This is a genomic window from Flavobacterium cupreum (assembly GCF_003996965.1).
Lineage (GTDB): Bacteria > Bacteroidota > Bacteroidia > Flavobacteriales > Flavobacteriaceae > Flavobacterium > Flavobacterium cupreum.
Map to the genome: position 1 here is coordinate 23440 of NZ_QWDM01000010.1, position 17014 is coordinate 40453.

Sequence of the window (17014 nt, forward strand, 5' to 3'; positions counted from 1 at the left end):
GTGTGTAATTTTGGTGCTAAAATACGTTTCTTTCGATTATTTTCATTGTTTGAAGGTATTAAATAACTATTTTTGTGCTTCGTTTTGAAGATTGAATTCCAAAAACAAATCTTAAGTTTTAAAATAAAGAAAGATAAATGAAAAAAATTCAAATGGTTGACTTAAAGAGTCAATACGAAAAAATAAAAACAACGGTTGATGCTTCTATTCAGGAAGTTTTAGATACAAATACATATATAAACGGACCCTTGGTTCAGCAGTTTCAAAAAAATCTTGAAAACTATTTAGGAGCGAAACACGTGATCCCTTGTGCCAATGGTACAGATGCTTTGCAGATCGCAATGATGGGGCTTGATTTAAAGCCGGGTGATGAGGTTATTACCGCTGATTTTACTTTTGCAGCTACTGTAGAAGTAATTGCTTTGTTGCAGCTAACTCCGGTTCTGGTTGACGTTGATGTTACCAATATGAACATTGATATTGAAGCAATAAAAAAAGCAATCACGCCAAGGACAAAAGCAATTGTTCCCGTACATTTATTTGGCCGTGCAGCTAATATGGATGCGATTATGGAAATTGCCGCAGCACATAATTTATATGTTATCGAAGATAATGCACAGGCAATCGGCGCTGATTACGTTTCTAAATCAGGAACCAAAAGCAAAGTGGGTGTTATAGGCCATGTGGCTGCAACTTCCTTTTTTCCATCTAAAAACTTAGGCTGTTATGGAGATGGCGGAGCAATTTTCACCAATGATGATAAGCTCGCTCACATTATCCGCGGAATCGTAAATCACGGAATGTACGAACGCTACCATCACGATGTGGTGGGGGTGAACTCACGTTTGGACAGTATTCAGGCAGGAGTTCTGAATGCAAAATTACCTTTTCTGGATCAATACAATGAGGCGCGCCGTTTGGCAGCAACAAAATATAATGCCGCTTTTGCAGGTCATAAAAATATTATAACACCGGAATTTGATGCCAGTGAAAATGATCACGTTTTTCATCAGTATGTCCTGAGAATTGTGGATGCAGATCGTAATGCGCTAATGCAGCATTTGCTGGACAAAGCAATTCCATGTGCGATTTATTATCCAATTCCATTGCATTCACAAAAAGCTTATGCAGATGTTCGTTATAAGGAAGAACAATTTCCTGTAACCAACCAATTGGTAAAAGAAGTAATTGCTTTGCCAATGCATACTGAACTTGACGATGAGCAGATTAAATTTATCACAGATTCTGTTTTGGAGTTTTTGAAATAGGGAAGAATACAGGATAAAGAGAATAGAATAAAGAAGATAGAATAAAGAGGATAGAATAAAGAGAATAGAATAAAGAGAATAGAATAAAGAGAATAGAATAAAGAGGATAGAATAAAGAGGATAGAATAAAGAGGATAGAATTTTAAAAAAAAAGAAGAATAGGAAAAGATAATAGAAATTGAAACCTCTATGTTCTTTATTCTATTTTCTATAATCTAAAGTATATGAAAGTATTGGTAACAGGAGGATTAGGATTTATCGGTTCACATACCGTAGTTGAATTGCAAAATGAAGGCTTTGAAGTTGTGATAATTGATGATCTTTCTAATGCTACAGAAGATGTTTTAAAAGGAATTGAGAAAATTACCGGTAAACTTCCGCTGTTTGAAAAAATAGATTTACGGGAAAAAGCAGCAGTTCAGGATTTCTTTAAAAAACATTCTGATGTTACCGGAGTAATTCATTTTGCGGCTTCGAAAGCAGTGGGCGAAAGTGTCGAAAATCCCTTATTGTATTATGAAAACAACATTGGTACTCTAGTGTACTTGCTGCAGCAATTGCAACAAAAACCGGAGGCAAGTTTTATTTTTAGTTCATCCTGTACCGTTTACGGGCAGGCCGAAAAAATGCCAATTACAGAAGATGCCCCGATTCAGGCTGCAATGTCTCCTTATGGAAATACAAAGCAGATTGGGGAAGAAATTATTACCGATACCGCTAAAGTGACTAATATAAGCGCCATTTTACTGCGCTATTTTAATCCGGTTGGGGCGCATTCAAGTACGGAAATTGGAGAATTACCATTAGGGGTTCCTCAAAACCTGGTGCCTTTTATTACACAAACCGGAATGGGATTACGTAAGGAATTATCCGTTTTCGGAAATGACTATCCAACTCCTGATGGAACGGCAGTCCGTGATTACATTCATGTTGTAGACTTGGCAAAAGCACACGTTATAGCGTTGCAGCGTCTGTTGAATAAAAAGAATCTTGTTAAAGTCGAGACTTTTAATTTAGGAACCGGGAAAGGAAGTTCCGTTCTTGAAGTCATCAACAGTTTTGAAAAAGTAAGCAACACCAAATTACCTTATAAAATTATGCCGCGCCGGGAAGGCGATATCACAGAGGCTTACGCTAATACAGATAAAGCAAATAATGTTCTGGGCTGGAAGGCACAATTAACATTAGACGAAGCAATGGCAAGCGCCTGGAAATGGGAACAAAAAGTACGATCGTAGAGATTCACAGCAATGCATCTTTACTGCAAACAAAAAATCCCGAATTATAGTAGTATAGTTTGGGATTTTTTATTTAAAAAGGAATTTAAGTATCATGAAAAAAAGTTTAGATTATAAATTAATTTTTGCCTTAGCAGCCGTTGGCATTGTTTGGGGCACGACCTTTTTAGGAATTAGGGTTGCGGTAGAAACAATTCCGCCCTGGTTTGTAACTTCTATACGTCAGGGATTGGCAGGACTGATCGTAATGATTATTTTATTGTTTAAAAAAGAACTGAAATGGATTGGCTGGAAAAATTTAAAACACCAGCTTGTTCCTGCAGTCCTAATGATTGTTATTGCTAACGGTTTTACAACTGTTGCGGAGCAGAGTTTACCAAGCGGATTAGCATCTGTAATAAGTGCCATGTCTCCCATACTTATATTTATAGGAAGTATTTTGTTCGGATTGCAAAAAGCAAGTTCTAAGGGGTTTGCAGGTGTAGTTGTCGGATTTTCGGGTGTTGTCTTTATATTCAAAGACGGACTTCATTCCTTTTTAGATGCCGATTATAAAATTGGAGTTGTATTTATGATGCTGGCTATTTTGGCCTGGGCAGCCGGAACGATTTATACCAAAACGCATGCGTATAAAGGGAATAATATTGCGCTCAATTTGTTCTATCAATTTACAATGGCATCCTGTATTCAGCTTGTTTTGGCTTTTATTTTTTCTCCAAATCCGGATTTGAGTTCATGGAGTTCAAGAAGTATTTTTGCTTCTTTGTATTTATCTGTTTTCGGATCAGTAATTGCATTTTTCTGTTATAATTATGCTTTAAAACATGTTACGGCAGTACAGGTTTCTATTCTGTCCTATGTCAATACAATCATTGCCGTTTTTTTAGGCTGGCTGCTTTTAGATGAAAAAATTACAGTCGATTTTATCATTGCGACGGTACTTATTATTTTGGGCGTTTTCATCATTAACTATAAAAAGAAAGAGAAAAATGTTTCCTAGACATCTTTATCCCTCTAAAAAATCCCAATAATCAATTCTGGTCATTGGAATTTTTTTTGATTTAACGAAATTATCGTAAATTCGTTATCTAAAGATTTGGATTATGAATGAGAAGAATGAAAATCAGAAAAATAATAAGGTAGAAGAACCTGCAGTAGAATACGAAGTTCAGAAACCAAGAATTAATAGAATTGATCCTGATACTTTTGATTTTGATGCCGAGTTTGAAAAAGGTTTAACGCCTGAGGAATTTAAAGCTGAGATGGCTAAAAGAATAAAAGCGTATCCTTGGAAAAAATAATTTTTGAAAATGATGTTCTGGAATATTTTGATGATTTAGTATTTACGCTTTTTAAAAAAGAATATTTTGGTTTTGCTCAGTCAGCTCAAAATTATGCTGATAAAATAGTTGATTTTATAATTTCAGATATTTCAAATTTCCCTCATAAGAAAACCCCTGAAACACTACAATATTTAGGTTCAAATTATATTTTTTATAAACCCAACCCCAAAACAACCGGGTACATATTCTTTGAAAAAAGAGATCAAAACTACCTAATTACCGGAATTACAAATAATTATTGCAAAGAAGCTAAAGAACTATAAAAACAAAACCTCATAAATCAAATTTATGAGGTTTTTTTATGCGTATAGCTTTCAACTGAAAACTAAAAACTGCGACTGACCACTAAAAATTAAGCATTCGCAGTAACAGCTTCCTTGTCAATTTTATTAATCAGACCCGCTAAAACTTTTCCTGGTCCGACTTCAGTAAACAAAGTGGCACCGTCAGCAATCATTTGTTGTACAGATTGTGTCCATTTTACAGGCGCTGTCAATTGTATGATTAAGTTCTTTTTGATTTCGTTTGCATCAGAGACAGCGCTTGCCGTTACATTTTGATACACCGGACAAATAGGGGCAGAGAATGTAGTTGCTTCAATCGCCGCAGCCAGTTCTTCTCTTGCAGGTTCCATCATTGGGGAATGAAAAGCTCCTCCGACAGGTAAAATCAAAGCGCGTTTTGCTCCGGCAGCTTTCATCGCTTCGCAGGCTTTTTCAACAGCACCAGTTTCTCCTGAAATAACCAGTTGTCCCGGACAGTTGTAATTGGCAGCAACTACAACTCCGTCAATAGAAGCACAAACTTCTTCCACAACATTATCGGCTAAACCTAAAACAGCAGCCATTGTAGATGGAGTGATTTCACAGGCTTTCTGCATCGCTAAAGCACGTTGGGAAACTAATTTAAGTCCGTCTTCAAAAGACAAGGTTCCGTTGGCAACCAATGCTGAAAATTCTCCTAAAGAATGTCCTGCAACCATTTCCGGTTTAAAATTTTCGCCTAAAGTTTTGGCTAAAATAACCGAATGTAAAAAAACGGCCGGCTGTGTCACTTTTGTTTCTTTTAGTTCTTCGGTTGTACCGTCAAACATGATATCTGTAATTCTAAAACCTAAAATTTCATTGGCTTTTTCGAATAGTTCTTTGGCTAAAGCCGATGTTTCATATAAGTCTTTGCCCATTCCTGTAAACTGTGCGCCCTGACCCGGAAATACGTATGCTTTCATTTCTCTAATTTAAAGTTGAATTTTTCTGAATTGAAAATTAGTTTCAATTGAAAGGCAAAAATAGTATTTTTTTAGCTCGTATAATCCTTAAACATGTAAATCCATAATAATCTTGAAAATCGGAGATTGAAAAATGACAAACAGATAATTACAGCAGCGATAATCGGAATAATTCTCAAATCGAATGTTTTTTCGAAAAAGAACTGAGCAACGCAATAAGTCGCAATCCCCTGTGCAACTGTTAATCCGTAGTTTACATACATGGCGCCAAAAAAATAACCCGGTTCTTTTTGGAACTTATAATTACAGTGACTGCAGTATTCATTCATTTTTGGAAAGCCGACATTCAGGAATATATTTTTGTCTTTAAAAACTTTTCCCTTGTGACAATTCGGACATTCATTTTTCAAAATATGGACTAGTTTACTTGACATGACGTTGTTCTTTTTATTTATACAAAGGTATTTCAGAATCTATTAAAAGTCTTTTTTATATCTTCGCTGATTATAGGACAATAAAGACATTTGTTATGAGAAAATATCCAATTTACAGTGTCAGGAATTTTAGTTGTAACGATATTCATCGTGATTTTTATGTGAATACTTTTAACGAACATCTAAAAAGCCACAGTTTTATCGAAGAGCCGCATCGGCATGATTCCTATTTAATGGTTTTTTTTACAAATGGTTCGGGAATTCACGAAATTGATTTTGATCGCTTTGAAATAAAAAAAGGAAGCTTATTCGTTTTGCAGCCCGGACAAATGCATCATTGGAATTTGTCTGATGATATTGAAGGTTTTGTAATTATCTTTTCGCAGGAGCTTTATAATCTGTATTTTGGGCAAAAAAAAATCAATGATTATAACTTTTATAATTCTATTTTGAATAGACCTGAAGTGTTTTTTGAAACAGATGAATTTTCTAAAATTTTGCCTTACTTTGATTTACTGACTCAGGAAAACAGTCAGGAGAATAAATATCAGTTAGATAAAATGTTGAATTTGTTAGACTGCATTCACATCGAGATTGCCCGAAAATACAATGAAACGTATTCCCATCAGACCCATTCCTATAATATAAAAATCAGTGCATTTGAAATTCTTTTAGAGCAACATTTTAAAATTCAGAAACTGCCATCTTTTTATGCAGAACAACTGCATATTACCTTAAAGCATCTGAACAGGATTTGTAATGAAATTTTACAAAAAACAGCCACGGAAGTTATTATGGATCGTGTAATCCTCGAAATAAAACGAATGCTGACCGATAAACAGTTAGCTGTAAATGAAATCGCTTATGCTGTTGGTTACGAAGATTATTCCTATTTCTCCAGAGTCTTCAAAAAACAGACAGGAATGTCGCCAACGGAGTTTAGAAATATAAAATAAACCTTCGACTTCGCTCATATTAACACCAAAAACTGCGACTGAATACCCAAAATTTGTCAGGCTGAGCGGAGTCGAAACCCCTTTTTCGAATGATCAGTTTCTACTTAAATTTTCGGTAAAAATATCAATTCGTGCTAAATTGTGCAATTCGTGGCAAACTAAAAAACAAAAGCCTTCGACTTCGCTCAGGATGACAATCGTATTGATTAGAAATAATGCTTATGTCAGGCTGAGCGGAGTCGAAGCCCTTTTTCGAATGATCGGTTTCTACTTAAATTTTCAATAAAAATATCAATTCGTGCTAATTCGTGCAATTCGTGGCAAACCAAAAAAAAAAAGCCTGTACTTCCTAAAAAAATACAGGCTTTTAACCAACCAAATTAAAACCTAATATTCTGATTATGCTTGTTTAGCAAATTGCAATTCAATGTTCAGTTTTACTTCTTCCCCAACCAAAACACCACCGGTTTCAAGAGCAGAGTTCCAGTTTAATCCCCAGTCCTTACGGTTAATTTTTCCTTCAATGCTTAAACCAACTTTTGTATTTCCCCATGGATCAGTCATGATTCCGCTGAAGTCTACCGGAAATGTCACAGATTTAGAAACACCTTTAATAGTTAAGTCTCCGGTGATTTCATAATCTCCAGCATCAATTTTTTTGAATGAAGTAGATTTGAAAGTTAATTTAGGGTTGTTCTCAGCGTCAAAAAAATCAGCGCTTCTTAAATGTCCGTCTCTGTCTGCATTTGCAGTGTCGATAGAAGCGATATCACCTGAAAATTCGATTGCAGCATTTTCGAAGTCATTATCTTCTGTAGTAATTGTTGCATCGTAAGTTCCAAATTTTCCTGAAACATTTGTAAACATCATGTGTTTAACTTTAAAACCAATTTCTGAATGTGTTGGGTCAATTGCCCATTTTGTAGTTGCCATAATTTTATTTTTTAAATAATAATAATTTCATTTTGATAGGACAAAGTTACGCTGGTAGTAATCGAAAGGCACTTAACCTAGATTAAGAAATGCAAATAGAATCTTTACGCTTTATTTCTTCAGGATTGAGAATAGCCTTTGTTTCTCGCAGATTTTGCAGATCTATTTTATAGTGTAATTATAATAATCTTCACATATCAGATTTTTTTTAAAAAGTGTATTTGAACTCAGGCAATGAATAAAAATCTGCTCCATCTGCAAAATCTGCGAGAGACCTTTTTCATTCTGTCTCTTTTAATGTAATGACGTTTTTCAAAGTCTCAGGGTAATTTCGTGAAGCTGTGAAAAAGAGAAACGATAACAATCTGGCAAGCAGATGTATTATCGTTTCCTGAAAAAAAAGTATGTGTTGTTTGTGAATTAATAGTTCATCGGAACATCCATCAATAAAAATTCAGCATCCGTGTTTGCCTGTATGTTTAAAAGGTCTGTCCCTGAAATTCCAACCGCATCACGAGTGTTTAATTCCTGACCGTTGATGGTTACGTTTCCTTTTAGTACAAAAGCGTAAACTCCATTTCCTTCTTTTTTAATTTTGTATTCAGCCGTTACTCCGGAGTCAAAATTCCCCATATTGAACCAGGCATCCTGATGAATCCAAACTCCTTCGTCGTCTTCATTTGGAGATAAAATCTGAGAAAGTTTATTGTGTCTGTCAGCCACATTAAGCGTGATTTGCTGGTAACGCGGATCTACATTTCTTTTGTTTGGAAACAGCCAGATTTGCAATAATTTAGTCTGTTGGTCTGCATTTGGATTGAACTCGCTATGCTGAACTCCTGTTCCGGCACTCATTACCTGAATATCACCATTTTTGATGATCTCGGTATTTCCCATGCTGTCTTTGTGTGCTAAATCGCCTTCCAGCGGAATAGTAATAATTTCCATATTATCATGAGGATGCGTTCCAAAACCCATTCCTCCGGCAATAGTGTCATCGTTTAAAACACGAAGTGCCCCAAACTGAATTCTGTCCGGATTGTACCAGCTTGCAAAACTAAAACTGTGATAAGCGTTAAGCCATCCATGATTTGCATTTCCTCTGGTTTCCGCTTTATGTAATACTATATTTTCCATGATCTGTGTGTTTTGTTATTTTATAGTACAAATTTACGATCAACAGGGACGAAAAGCACTTAATGTAGATTAAGAAAGATTATGAGGTTTTAAGGGGCTAAGATTCTAAGGTTTTTTTTTTGAAGCAGAAATTTTGGTTTTCAAAAGACGTCCGGTCCCGCTATCCGTTTCAATCTTTTGCGCCTCCCGATAGCTATCGGGACGGCACAAAAGGATTTCCACTTCTATCGGGGCTAAATTATAAGTTTTATTTTTTATAAGAAGGTGCAAAGGTTTAAAGTTGCAGAGGTGCAAAGGTTTTGCCATTCAGTTTTTCATCTCGACGAAGGAGAGATCACATTAGAAACGTCGATCCAATAATCTCCAATCTTTATCGAGCTGCTTGTGTGATCTCTCCTTCGTCGAGATGACAAGATTGTGATGAATCATTATTTGAAAGTAAAAACCTGAATTATTTAATCCTAATCAATTTCCCTTTTCCAGTTACTTCATCAAGATAATTTGCAGCCGGACTTTTCTTATTATGCATATAAAACAAAATAGTATCTTTTTTGATCTGATCTTTTGAAATGCTTATAATTAAATCAGTATTTATGAAATTGTCTAATAGGATTGTGTTGTCATAAGAAATTTTTCCTTTTGGCAAATACTTGTTATCAAACACAAAAACACTATCCTTAAAAGTGATTTTATCTTTTGGGATGTATACATTGTTTTCTTCTATTAAATAACTATAGCGTCCGGTAAGTTTGTCTGTGGTCTGGTTTAAGCTGATAAAAAGCAGCGTTATTATTATAGATAAATATTTCATAATTTTCTAACTGTATTGATTAATAAACTGCTGCACCACAAAATCCGTGTTGTCATGGCGTTTTTTCTTTTCCAGTGCGATTGGTGGCGCGGCTCTTTCGAGGCAATCTTTCACGTCGCAGGTTTCGCAGGTCACACCCACGATTCGTTTTACGAGTGGTTTTCCTTCTATAAATCTGAATTTCTTTTTCATTGCCGGATTTATTAAGATTCCAACTGAAATACTGCGGATATTATGGTTGACAAAAGGATCTTTGGTAGCCGATGAAAAAACCAGGTACTCATTTCCGCTATGCACATAACTCGAAATCTGGGCATCAAAAAAATGAGGCTTATCCTGTCTGATAGCTTCATCTATCGTTTTTACCGAAACCCATCTTCTGCAATAATGCTCATTAGTTTCGTTTGCGTGAGGTTCCTGCTGGTTGGTGATATGCAATTCTTTTTTGATTTGATATACATCGGAGCCAATTCGGTGAGACATTCTTAAAAAGAATAAGTTTTTCAAATGAAAATCTTTAGGTAATAGATTGGTCAGTCTCTGGTAAAAGGATTCCGGGGAAACCTCGAAACTTTCGATCAATGCTACAAATTCTTCCGGATTTGGTTTTTCATTGTGTAAGAAGTCATTGATTTTCCCCACTACCAATTGTCTTGGTAGTAATAAAGCGCCGGCAAAATAAGAAGCGTAAAAATTATGCAGAACCTGGTCGAAGTTTTCAAATTTAATCCAGCTGAAAGTCAATAGGCGGTTAGATAGCTTTAAGTAATTGTAAGCGATCTCTTTTGCCAGGATAAAAGCTTTCTGCGGATGGTCGATTTCTGTTGAAAGTAATAGGGTCTTGCTTTTTGGAACATAAATAGAACGTAAATCTTCCAAAGCTTCCTGGTCGGTAAAAGCAATTTCTTTGATGGTATAGTCGTATTCTTCTTTTAGAATGGCTTCTAATTCTTCAATAGTGATTTTAGAATCCAAATTAATCTGGAAGGATTTTGAAAAATCAATAACCTGATTTTCCAAATCTTCAAAATAATTGCTGTGTGCTTCCTGATACGAGCGCAATGCAGCTAAAAAGAAGCTTTCGCGGCTTAGATTATAATGCTGTGCGATTTCAATAATAGTACTGATAAAAGCATTGACTTTGGCAGGAGCATTGGCAATAATGTCAATCAAGTCCGCTTCCTGAATGCCAAAAAGTTCTAATGGAATCTCTTTTAAAATTCCGGACTTCAAAATTTCCCCGATCGGAGCGAGGTTATTATCAAGTTTTAAAGATACCATCTGGTCGTAAGGAACATCCAGATGTTCGCACAAAAGCAAAATTTTATCTGTTTTCGGATATTTTTTTCCCTTTTCAATTTCGTTTAAGTACGATTTTGAAAGATTAGTCAATTTGGCCAGGCCAAAAAGAGAAAGGTTTTTCTGAGTGCGGACCTGCTTCAGTTTTAACCCGAAGATCAGCTTTATATAGTCTTTTTCGATATCCATAAATCAAATATAGCTCTTTATAAAATAATCGCCAAAAAATTATTTTAAACATTTAGCGAACGTTCGCTTGTTTTGTAAAAAACTTTTTTCTAATATTGTGGTATAGAAATTATTAGAATATAATATTGATTTTTAAATGAAAGTCTTAAAGGCATCAAGAGATGAAATCAAAACATATTTAATGAATAGAAAATTAAATTCACAGCTATGAAAAACCAATTAGAGATTACCGGGACGGCAATGGAATTTTTAGCCGGAGAGAACCTTTTTTATCCAAAAATCTGGACAGAAGAAGCGATTGTTTTTATAACCGATTTGCATCGAAAATTCGAATCGCAACGAAAATTATTGTTGTTGCAGCGCGATCAAAAACAACTTTTGTTTGATCAGGGCGTCATGCCTTCTTTTCCTTCAGAAACCAAAACCGTCAGAGAAAGTAATTGGGTAGCTGGAGAAATTCCGAAGGACCTGCTTGACAGAAGAGTAGAGATTACAGGACCGGTGGATCGCAAAATGATCATCAATGCATTGAATTCAGGCGCGAAAACTTTTATGGCCGATTTTGAGGACAGTACATCTCCGACCTGGCAAAATTTAATGGAAGGTCAAATGAATTTAATTGATGCCGTAAAAAAGACAATTTCTTATACAGATGCCGCCAAAAATAAAAGTTATCAGCTGAATGAAAGAATCGCGACATTAATCGTTCGCCCAAGAGGGTTGCATTTGAATGAAAAACATCTTTTAGTCGAAGGGAAAGAAGTTTCGGGTTCTTTGGTCGATTTTGGATTGTATGTTTTTCATAATCACAAACAATTATTGGAGAATAACTCCGGGCCGTATTTCTACATTCCGAAACTAGAACATTACCTGGAAGCGCGCTGGTGGAACACCGTAATTGATTTTACCGAAGATTATTTGCAATTAAAGAGGGGCACCATAAAAGTGACGGTTTTAATAGAAACCATAACGGCCAGTTTTCAGTTGGATGAGATTATTTATGAACTGAAAGAGCATATCGTTGGATTGAATTGCGGGCGTTGGGATTATATTTTTTCCTACATCAAAAAATTCCGCAGAAATCCGAAGTTCATCGTGCCGGATCGCGATCAGGTAAATATGACTTCGCCTTTTATGAATGCCTATTCCAATCTGGTGATTCAGAGATGCCATAAACGTGGAATTCATGCAATAGGCGGAATGGCAGCACAAATTCCGATTAAAAATAATGAAGAAGCCAATGCTGTTGCTTTCGCTAAAGTGAAAACCGATAAAGAACGTGAAGTCCGAAACGGTCACGACGGAACCTGGGTAGCGCATCCGGATTTGGTTGCCATCGCAAAAGAAATTTTTGATAGAGGAATGCCAACCCCAAATCAAATTCATATTAAAAGAGAACATCGAAAAATCACGGAAGCAGATTTGATTGAACCGCCAATCGGAATTATAACGGAAAACGGCGTTCGTAAAAACATCAATGTTGGTGTTTTATATCTGGCTTCGTGGCTGAACGGCCAAGGCGCTGCGGCCTTACATAATTTGATGGAAGATGCGGCCACCGCCGAAATTTCGAGATCACAATTGTGGCAATGGCTTCAGAATAAAGTGGTTCTCGATAATGACAAACAGTTGAATCTGGCATATTATCACGAATTGGCTTTGGATGAATTCGATAAAATAAAAACGGAATTAGGCGAAGAGCATTACGAAAAAAGACAATTTCCTCTGGCTGAAAAAGTACTGGAAAGATTAGTGGTAAACCCTGATTTTGTTGACTTTTTGACTATTCCTTGTTATAAATACTTGTGATCTTTTTTTAACGCATAGAATATAATTCTAAATAAAATCTGCTCAATCTGCGTCATCTGCGAGCTAAAAATTTTTCTCGCAGATTTTGCAGATCAGGCAGATAAAATGAGGATGAAAAGATCTGCGCAGATCTTTATAATATTATCTATTTAAGTCCAGTTAAAACTGAATACTTATAACTGTGACTGAAAACTATTTTACTTACTAACCAACTTAACTATATTATTTATGAAAACAACAGAAGACAGAATTCAGGAATTGATTAACGATTGGATTACGAACCCAAGATGGAAAGGTGTTGAGCGGCCTTATACCGCAACAGAAGTAATTACGCTTCAGGGTTCTTATAAAATTGAGCATTCTATTGCCAAAATGGGAGCGGAGAAATTATGGAGAAAGTTAAAAAGTCAGGATTATGTTGCTGGTCTGGGGGCTTTAACCGGAAATCAGGCGATTCAGGAAGTCGATGCCGGTTTAGAAGCAATTTATTTGAGTGGGTGGCAGGTTGCGGCCGATGCAAATCTGGCTGGAGAAATGTATCCGGATCAATCCCTTTATCCGGTAAACAGTGTGCCTATGGTGGTTAAAAAAATTAATAGTGCCTTATTGCGTGCTGATCAGATTCAGGTGGTAAATGAGGTTGAGGATAAAAAAGATTACCTGGTTCCGATAGTGGCTGATGCCGAAGCCGGATTTGGAGGGAACTTAAATGCTTTCGAATTAATGAAATCAATGATCGAAGCCGGCGCTTCGGGTGTTCACTTTGAAGATCAGTTAAGTTCTGCTAAAAAATGCGGGCACTTAGGTGGGAAGGTTTTGGTGCCGACTCAGGAAGCCATCAATAAACTAATTGCAGCACGTTTGGCCGCAGATGTAATGGGTGTTTCGACTTTAATTGTTGCAAGAACCGATGCTGATGCCGCTAATTTACTGACCAGTGATGCTGATCCAAGAGATGCTAAATTTATTACAGGAGAAAAAACCAACGAAGGTTTCTTTTATGTAAAAAGCGGCATCGATCAGGGAATTGCCAGAGGTTTGAGTTATGCACCCTACGCCGATTTGATCTGGATGGAAACGAGTAATCCTGATTTGGTGTATGCGAAAAAGTTTGCCGATGCCATGAAAAAAGAATTCCCGGACAAAATGCTGGCCTACAATTGTTCTCCGTCTTTTAACTGGGCTGCAAAATTATCAGTGGCTGAAATGGAAACGTTCAGGGAAGATCTGGCTGCCATGGGCTATAAATTCCAGTTCATCACTTTGGCTGGTTTCCATGCGTTGAACACCAGTATGTTCGAATTGTCAAAAGCGTATAAAGAGCGCGGTATGGCAGGGTATTCTGAATTGCAGGAAAGAGAATTTGCCTTGCAAAAAAATGGATTCCGAGCCGTTAAACATCAGGCTTTTGTGGGAACTTCATATTTTGATGCCGTTCAGAACACGGTAACCATAGGGAAATCAACTACGACAGCAATGAAACATTCTACAGAGGTGGAGCAATTTTAATTCAATAAAAAACACGGCTGTTTGGCCGTGTTTTTTTTTTTTTTTTGCCACAGATTTCACGGATTAAAGGATTAAAAAAATGTTGCCACGAATTACACGAATTTTCACGAAGCAAAGGAATTAAAAAAAATTTGTGAAAATTCGTGTAATTCGTGGCGAACAAAAAAATCTGTTTAATCCTTGAAATCTGTGGCAAAAAAAAATTATTTTTTCAAAAGACTGGCTTTCATTTTGCTGAAAAATTCAGGCGTAACGCCAATAAACGAAGCGATTTGTTTTTGAGGGACTTTATGAACCAGTGTTCCGTATTTCGCGCAAAATTTTTCAAAGCGTTCTTCGGCAGGCAAGCTTAAATTATCCATTAGTCGCTGTTGATTGGCCACCAGGGAATTTTCGATCAGAATCCTGAAAAAACGTTCTAATTTTGGAATCTCAAGGTACAATTGTTCCTGGTTTTCTTTAGAAAGGGAAACTACCTCTGCATCTTCTAAAACTTCTATAAAAAGCTGTCCCGGTTTTTGCGAAAAAAAACTGTACATATCGCTCATCCACCATCCGGCGCAGGAAAAGGCGAGAACATGTTCGACAATATTATCGTTGATGTTAAAGCTTCTTAAAATTCCGGAATTGACAAAATATGAATGTTTGCAGACCTGGCCAGAACTTAATAAAATAGTTTTAGCTTTATAAAAAGTCGTTTCTGTTTTCGATAAAAACAGGGCTTGTTCTTCCGGTGTCAGTGAAACATGTTTGGCGATGTTTTCAAGAATTAATTCCATTATTTTTGCTTTACCAAAGTGAATGATGTCGCTTTAAAACGATTGTTTTCTACTTTTCCGGTAACTTCAGCTTTGCGGATGGCATTACAGAAACCGTCTTTTGCATGCGCATCTCCATGTTCATCAATGGTAGTTCCGTCAACAAAATAGGCTTTTCCATCAATGCGGACGGCTAAATTACAGCCGTTGCCTTTCATTCCAAATTGGCATTCGCCACAAGCGGTTTCAACGATTTGAGGTTTTTCGGTTGTTTTTTTATCCTGGGCCTGAGTTGCAATTCCAATAAAAAGGAATAACATCAATAGTACTTTTTTCATTTTTAAGAGTTTACAGTTATTAATTTTGAAGTTGCTTTGGCACGTTCTGTTACTTCTTCAATTGGGGTTGAAAGTGCATCATGGCTTAATACAACACCCATTCGGCGATAGGGTCTTGACGTTGGTTTGCCAAAAATCCTGAAATCGGTTTTAGGTAAAGCAGCTACTTTTTCGATTCCGCTAAAAGTAGGATTTGAAGAATCTTCAGAAGCTAAAATTACGGCACTTGCTCCGGCTTTTTCTAATGTGATTTCGAAAATGGGCAAACTTAAAATCGCACGTAAATGCAGTTCGAATTCGTTGAAATTCTGAGTGCCGGCTAAAGTCACCATTCCCGTATCGTGCGGGCGAGGGGAAAGTTCAGAGAAATAAACGCCTTCGTTGGTCAGGAAAAATTCAACACCAAAAAGGCCTGCGCCTCCAAGTGCTTCGGTGATTTTTTCAGCCATATCCTGTGCTTCGTATAAATCCTTATCCGAAACTTTGGCGGGCTGCCAGCTTTCCTGATAATCACCACGTTCTTGTCGGTGTCCGATTGGCGCGCAAAAAAGTGTTGGATTGTTATTTTGGGCAATAGTCAAAAGTGTAATCTCCGAATTGAAATCTACAAACGCTTCAACAATCACTGCAATAACATCACCGCGGGAACCTGCGACGGCATATTGCCATGCTTTCTCGATGTCGCTTTCGGTTTTTATAGTCGACTGCCCTTTTCCGGAAGAAGACATTAAAGGTTTTACGACACATGGAATCCCAACTTCCTGAACGGCTTTTTGTAACTCTTCAGCCGAAGTCGCGTATTGATATTTAGCTGTTTTTAAGCCTAATTCTTTGGCAGCTAAATCCCGAATGGCTTTACGGTTCATGGTAAAGTTGGCTGCTTTGGCAGAAGGAACTACGGTAATGCCTTGTTTTTCGTAGTCATAAAAACGTTCGGTGCGAATGGCTTCTATTTCGGGAACGATAAAGTCGGGTTGGTGTTTGGCTACGATTCTGTCTAGTGCTTCACCATCGAGCATATTGATGACTTCAAATCCGTGGGCAACCTGCATTGCGGGAGCATTTTCGTAACTGTCAACAGCGATTATGGTTTGTCCGATTCGTTGTGCGGCAATGACAAATTCCTTGCCCAATTCGCCTGAACCTAGGAGTAATATTTTCATTTTGTTTGATTTAAAGCTTGAGTATTTTGGCTTGCTTTGACAATTATTAAACTGCTTATAAAAGTTAAGATCGTTAGTACAAATGATAAAAATAATATCATCAGTATTGAAAATAAAATTAGATATGGAATTTGTGATTTTAATACAACAGATAATCCATTAACAAATAATCCAATTGTATAAATAGCAAAAAGAGCTACAATGAGTTTTGAACTTACCCCAAATGAAAATTGAGAGCAAGCTTGAAAATAGCCGATTTGGTTTAATGAAGGGCTAATTTTTTGTGCTGATTTCCAAAAAAGAAAAACTATAAATAATGGAAAAAGGATTCCCCAAAAGACAGGATTCCAAAAGGTGCCAAAATCAGATATCTGAATGCAAAGATCAATAAAAGAGCTTTTTGAAAATATTAATAATGGAAAAATAGCGCATACAAAAAGTCCCGCAATAATTGCATGTTTTGTAATGCTGTTTTTTGTTTCCATTTAAAATTATTTTGAGAGTAAAGATAAAAAAATGGAATTTATTCTCACGCAGATTTTACAGATTCAGCAGTTTTAATTTAATTGGATATTTAATTTTTAGAAAAAGTAACCCTATA

General features: G+C 36.5%; 18 protein-coding genes. 8 read left to right on the forward strand and 10 right to left on the reverse strand.

Annotated features, from left to right (window positions below; all coding sequences use genetic code 11):
* Positions 1–137: 137 nt before the first annotated feature.
* From D0817_RS15655 to D0817_RS15675, 5 genes are all read left to right on the forward strand, one after another.
* A complete protein-coding gene (locus tag D0817_RS15655) occupies positions 138–1268 on the forward strand; it encodes a DegT/DnrJ/EryC1/StrS family aminotransferase (protein ID WP_127339322.1) in 1131 nt (376 codons plus the stop codon).
* A 224-nt stretch (positions 1269–1492) separates the two neighbouring features.
* Positions 1493–2506: a UDP-glucose 4-epimerase GalE gene (gene galE / locus D0817_RS15660; protein WP_127339323.1), complete on the forward strand. Its 1014-nt coding sequence runs from the start codon at positions 1493–1495 to the stop codon at positions 2504–2506.
* A gap of 94 nt (positions 2507–2600) precedes the next feature.
* The gene (locus D0817_RS15665; RefSeq protein ID WP_127339324.1) at positions 2601–3506 is read left to right on the forward strand and encodes a DMT family transporter; all 906 of its coding nucleotides are present in this window, start codon (positions 2601–2603) and stop codon (positions 3504–3506) included.
* A gap of 103 nt (positions 3507–3609) precedes the next feature.
* Entirely contained in the window at positions 3610–3807 is a 198-nt protein-coding gene (locus tag D0817_RS15670; RefSeq protein WP_127339325.1) for a hypothetical protein, read from the forward strand.
* Positions 3795–4112, forward strand: coding sequence for a hypothetical protein (locus D0817_RS15675; protein WP_127339326.1), 318 nt, complete (start codon positions 3795–3797; stop codon positions 4110–4112). Before D0817_RS15670 ends, D0817_RS15675 begins: the two co-directional genes overlap by 13 nt.
* Before the next feature lie 89 nt (positions 4113–4201).
* Here the strand turns inward: D0817_RS15675 and fabD are convergent, their stop codons facing one another.
* Positions 4202–5077: an ACP S-malonyltransferase gene (gene fabD / locus D0817_RS15680; RefSeq protein ID WP_127339327.1), complete on the reverse strand. Its 876-nt coding sequence runs from the start codon at positions 5075–5077 to the stop codon at positions 4202–4204.
* A 71-nt stretch (positions 5078–5148) separates the two neighbouring features.
* Positions 5149–5511, reverse strand: coding sequence for a DUF983 domain-containing protein (locus tag D0817_RS15685; protein ID WP_127339328.1), 363 nt, complete (start codon positions 5509–5511; stop codon positions 5149–5151).
* Between the two features lie 95 nt (positions 5512–5606).
* Here D0817_RS15685 and D0817_RS15690 point away from each other — a divergent pair, with 95 nt between their 5' ends.
* On the forward strand, positions 5607–6467 hold the full coding sequence (locus D0817_RS15690; protein ID WP_127339329.1) for a helix-turn-helix domain-containing protein: 861 nt from the start codon (positions 5607–5609) through the stop codon (positions 6465–6467).
* Positions 6468–6866: 399 nt separating this feature from the next.
* Here the strand turns inward: D0817_RS15690 and D0817_RS15695 are convergent, their stop codons facing one another.
* The 4 genes from D0817_RS15695 to D0817_RS15710 form a co-directional block, all read right to left on the reverse strand.
* Complete coding sequence (locus D0817_RS15695; RefSeq protein WP_127339330.1) at positions 6867–7400, reverse strand: YceI family protein; 534 nt, start codon at positions 7398–7400, stop codon at positions 6867–6869.
* Positions 7401–7820: 420 nt separating this feature from the next.
* Positions 7821–8537 carry a pirin family protein gene (locus D0817_RS15700; protein WP_127339331.1) on the reverse strand — a complete coding sequence of 239 codons (717 nt, stop codon included), beginning with the start codon at positions 8535–8537 and terminating at the stop codon, positions 7821–7823.
* Between the two features lie 451 nt (positions 8538–8988).
* A complete protein-coding gene (locus D0817_RS15705; RefSeq protein WP_127339332.1) occupies positions 8989–9348 on the reverse strand; it encodes a hypothetical protein in 360 nt (119 codons plus the stop codon).
* Between the two features lie 6 nt (positions 9349–9354).
* Complete coding sequence (locus D0817_RS15710; RefSeq protein WP_127339333.1) at positions 9355–10836, reverse strand: helix-turn-helix domain-containing protein; 1482 nt, start codon at positions 10834–10836, stop codon at positions 9355–9357.
* A 207-nt stretch (positions 10837–11043) separates the two neighbouring features.
* Between D0817_RS15710 and aceB the strand changes: the two genes are divergently transcribed.
* Together aceB and aceA are read left to right on the forward strand one after the other, a co-directional pair.
* A complete protein-coding gene (aceB, locus tag D0817_RS15715; RefSeq protein ID WP_127339334.1) occupies positions 11044–12645 on the forward strand; it encodes a malate synthase A in 1602 nt (533 codons plus the stop codon).
* A 228-nt stretch (positions 12646–12873) separates the two neighbouring features.
* The gene (gene aceA / locus D0817_RS15720) at positions 12874–14154 is read left to right on the forward strand and encodes an isocitrate lyase (protein ID WP_127339335.1); all 1281 of its coding nucleotides are present in this window, start codon (positions 12874–12876) and stop codon (positions 14152–14154) included.
* A 203-nt stretch (positions 14155–14357) separates the two neighbouring features.
* Here aceA and D0817_RS15725 read toward each other — a convergent pair whose 3' ends face one another.
* From D0817_RS15725 to D0817_RS15740, 4 genes are read right to left on the reverse strand one after another with little or no spacing between them, the layout of a single operon-like run.
* Positions 14358–14933: a Crp/Fnr family transcriptional regulator gene (locus D0817_RS15725; protein WP_127339336.1), complete on the reverse strand. Its 576-nt coding sequence runs from the start codon at positions 14931–14933 to the stop codon at positions 14358–14360.
* Positions 14933–15250, reverse strand: a complete 318-nt coding sequence (locus D0817_RS15730; RefSeq protein ID WP_127339337.1) for a DUF6370 family protein — start codon at positions 15248–15250, stop codon at positions 14933–14935. The genes D0817_RS15725 and D0817_RS15730 overlap by 1 nt, the downstream gene beginning before the upstream one ends.
* 2 nt (positions 15251–15252) lie before the next feature.
* A complete protein-coding gene (purT, locus tag D0817_RS15735; RefSeq protein WP_127339338.1) occupies positions 15253–16413 on the reverse strand; it encodes a formate-dependent phosphoribosylglycinamide formyltransferase in 1161 nt (386 codons plus the stop codon).
* Positions 16410–16898, reverse strand: coding sequence for a hypothetical protein (locus D0817_RS15740; protein WP_127339339.1), 489 nt, complete (start codon positions 16896–16898; stop codon positions 16410–16412). The genes purT and D0817_RS15740 overlap by 4 nt, the downstream gene beginning before the upstream one ends.
* Between the last annotated feature and the right edge of the window lie 116 nt (positions 16899–17014).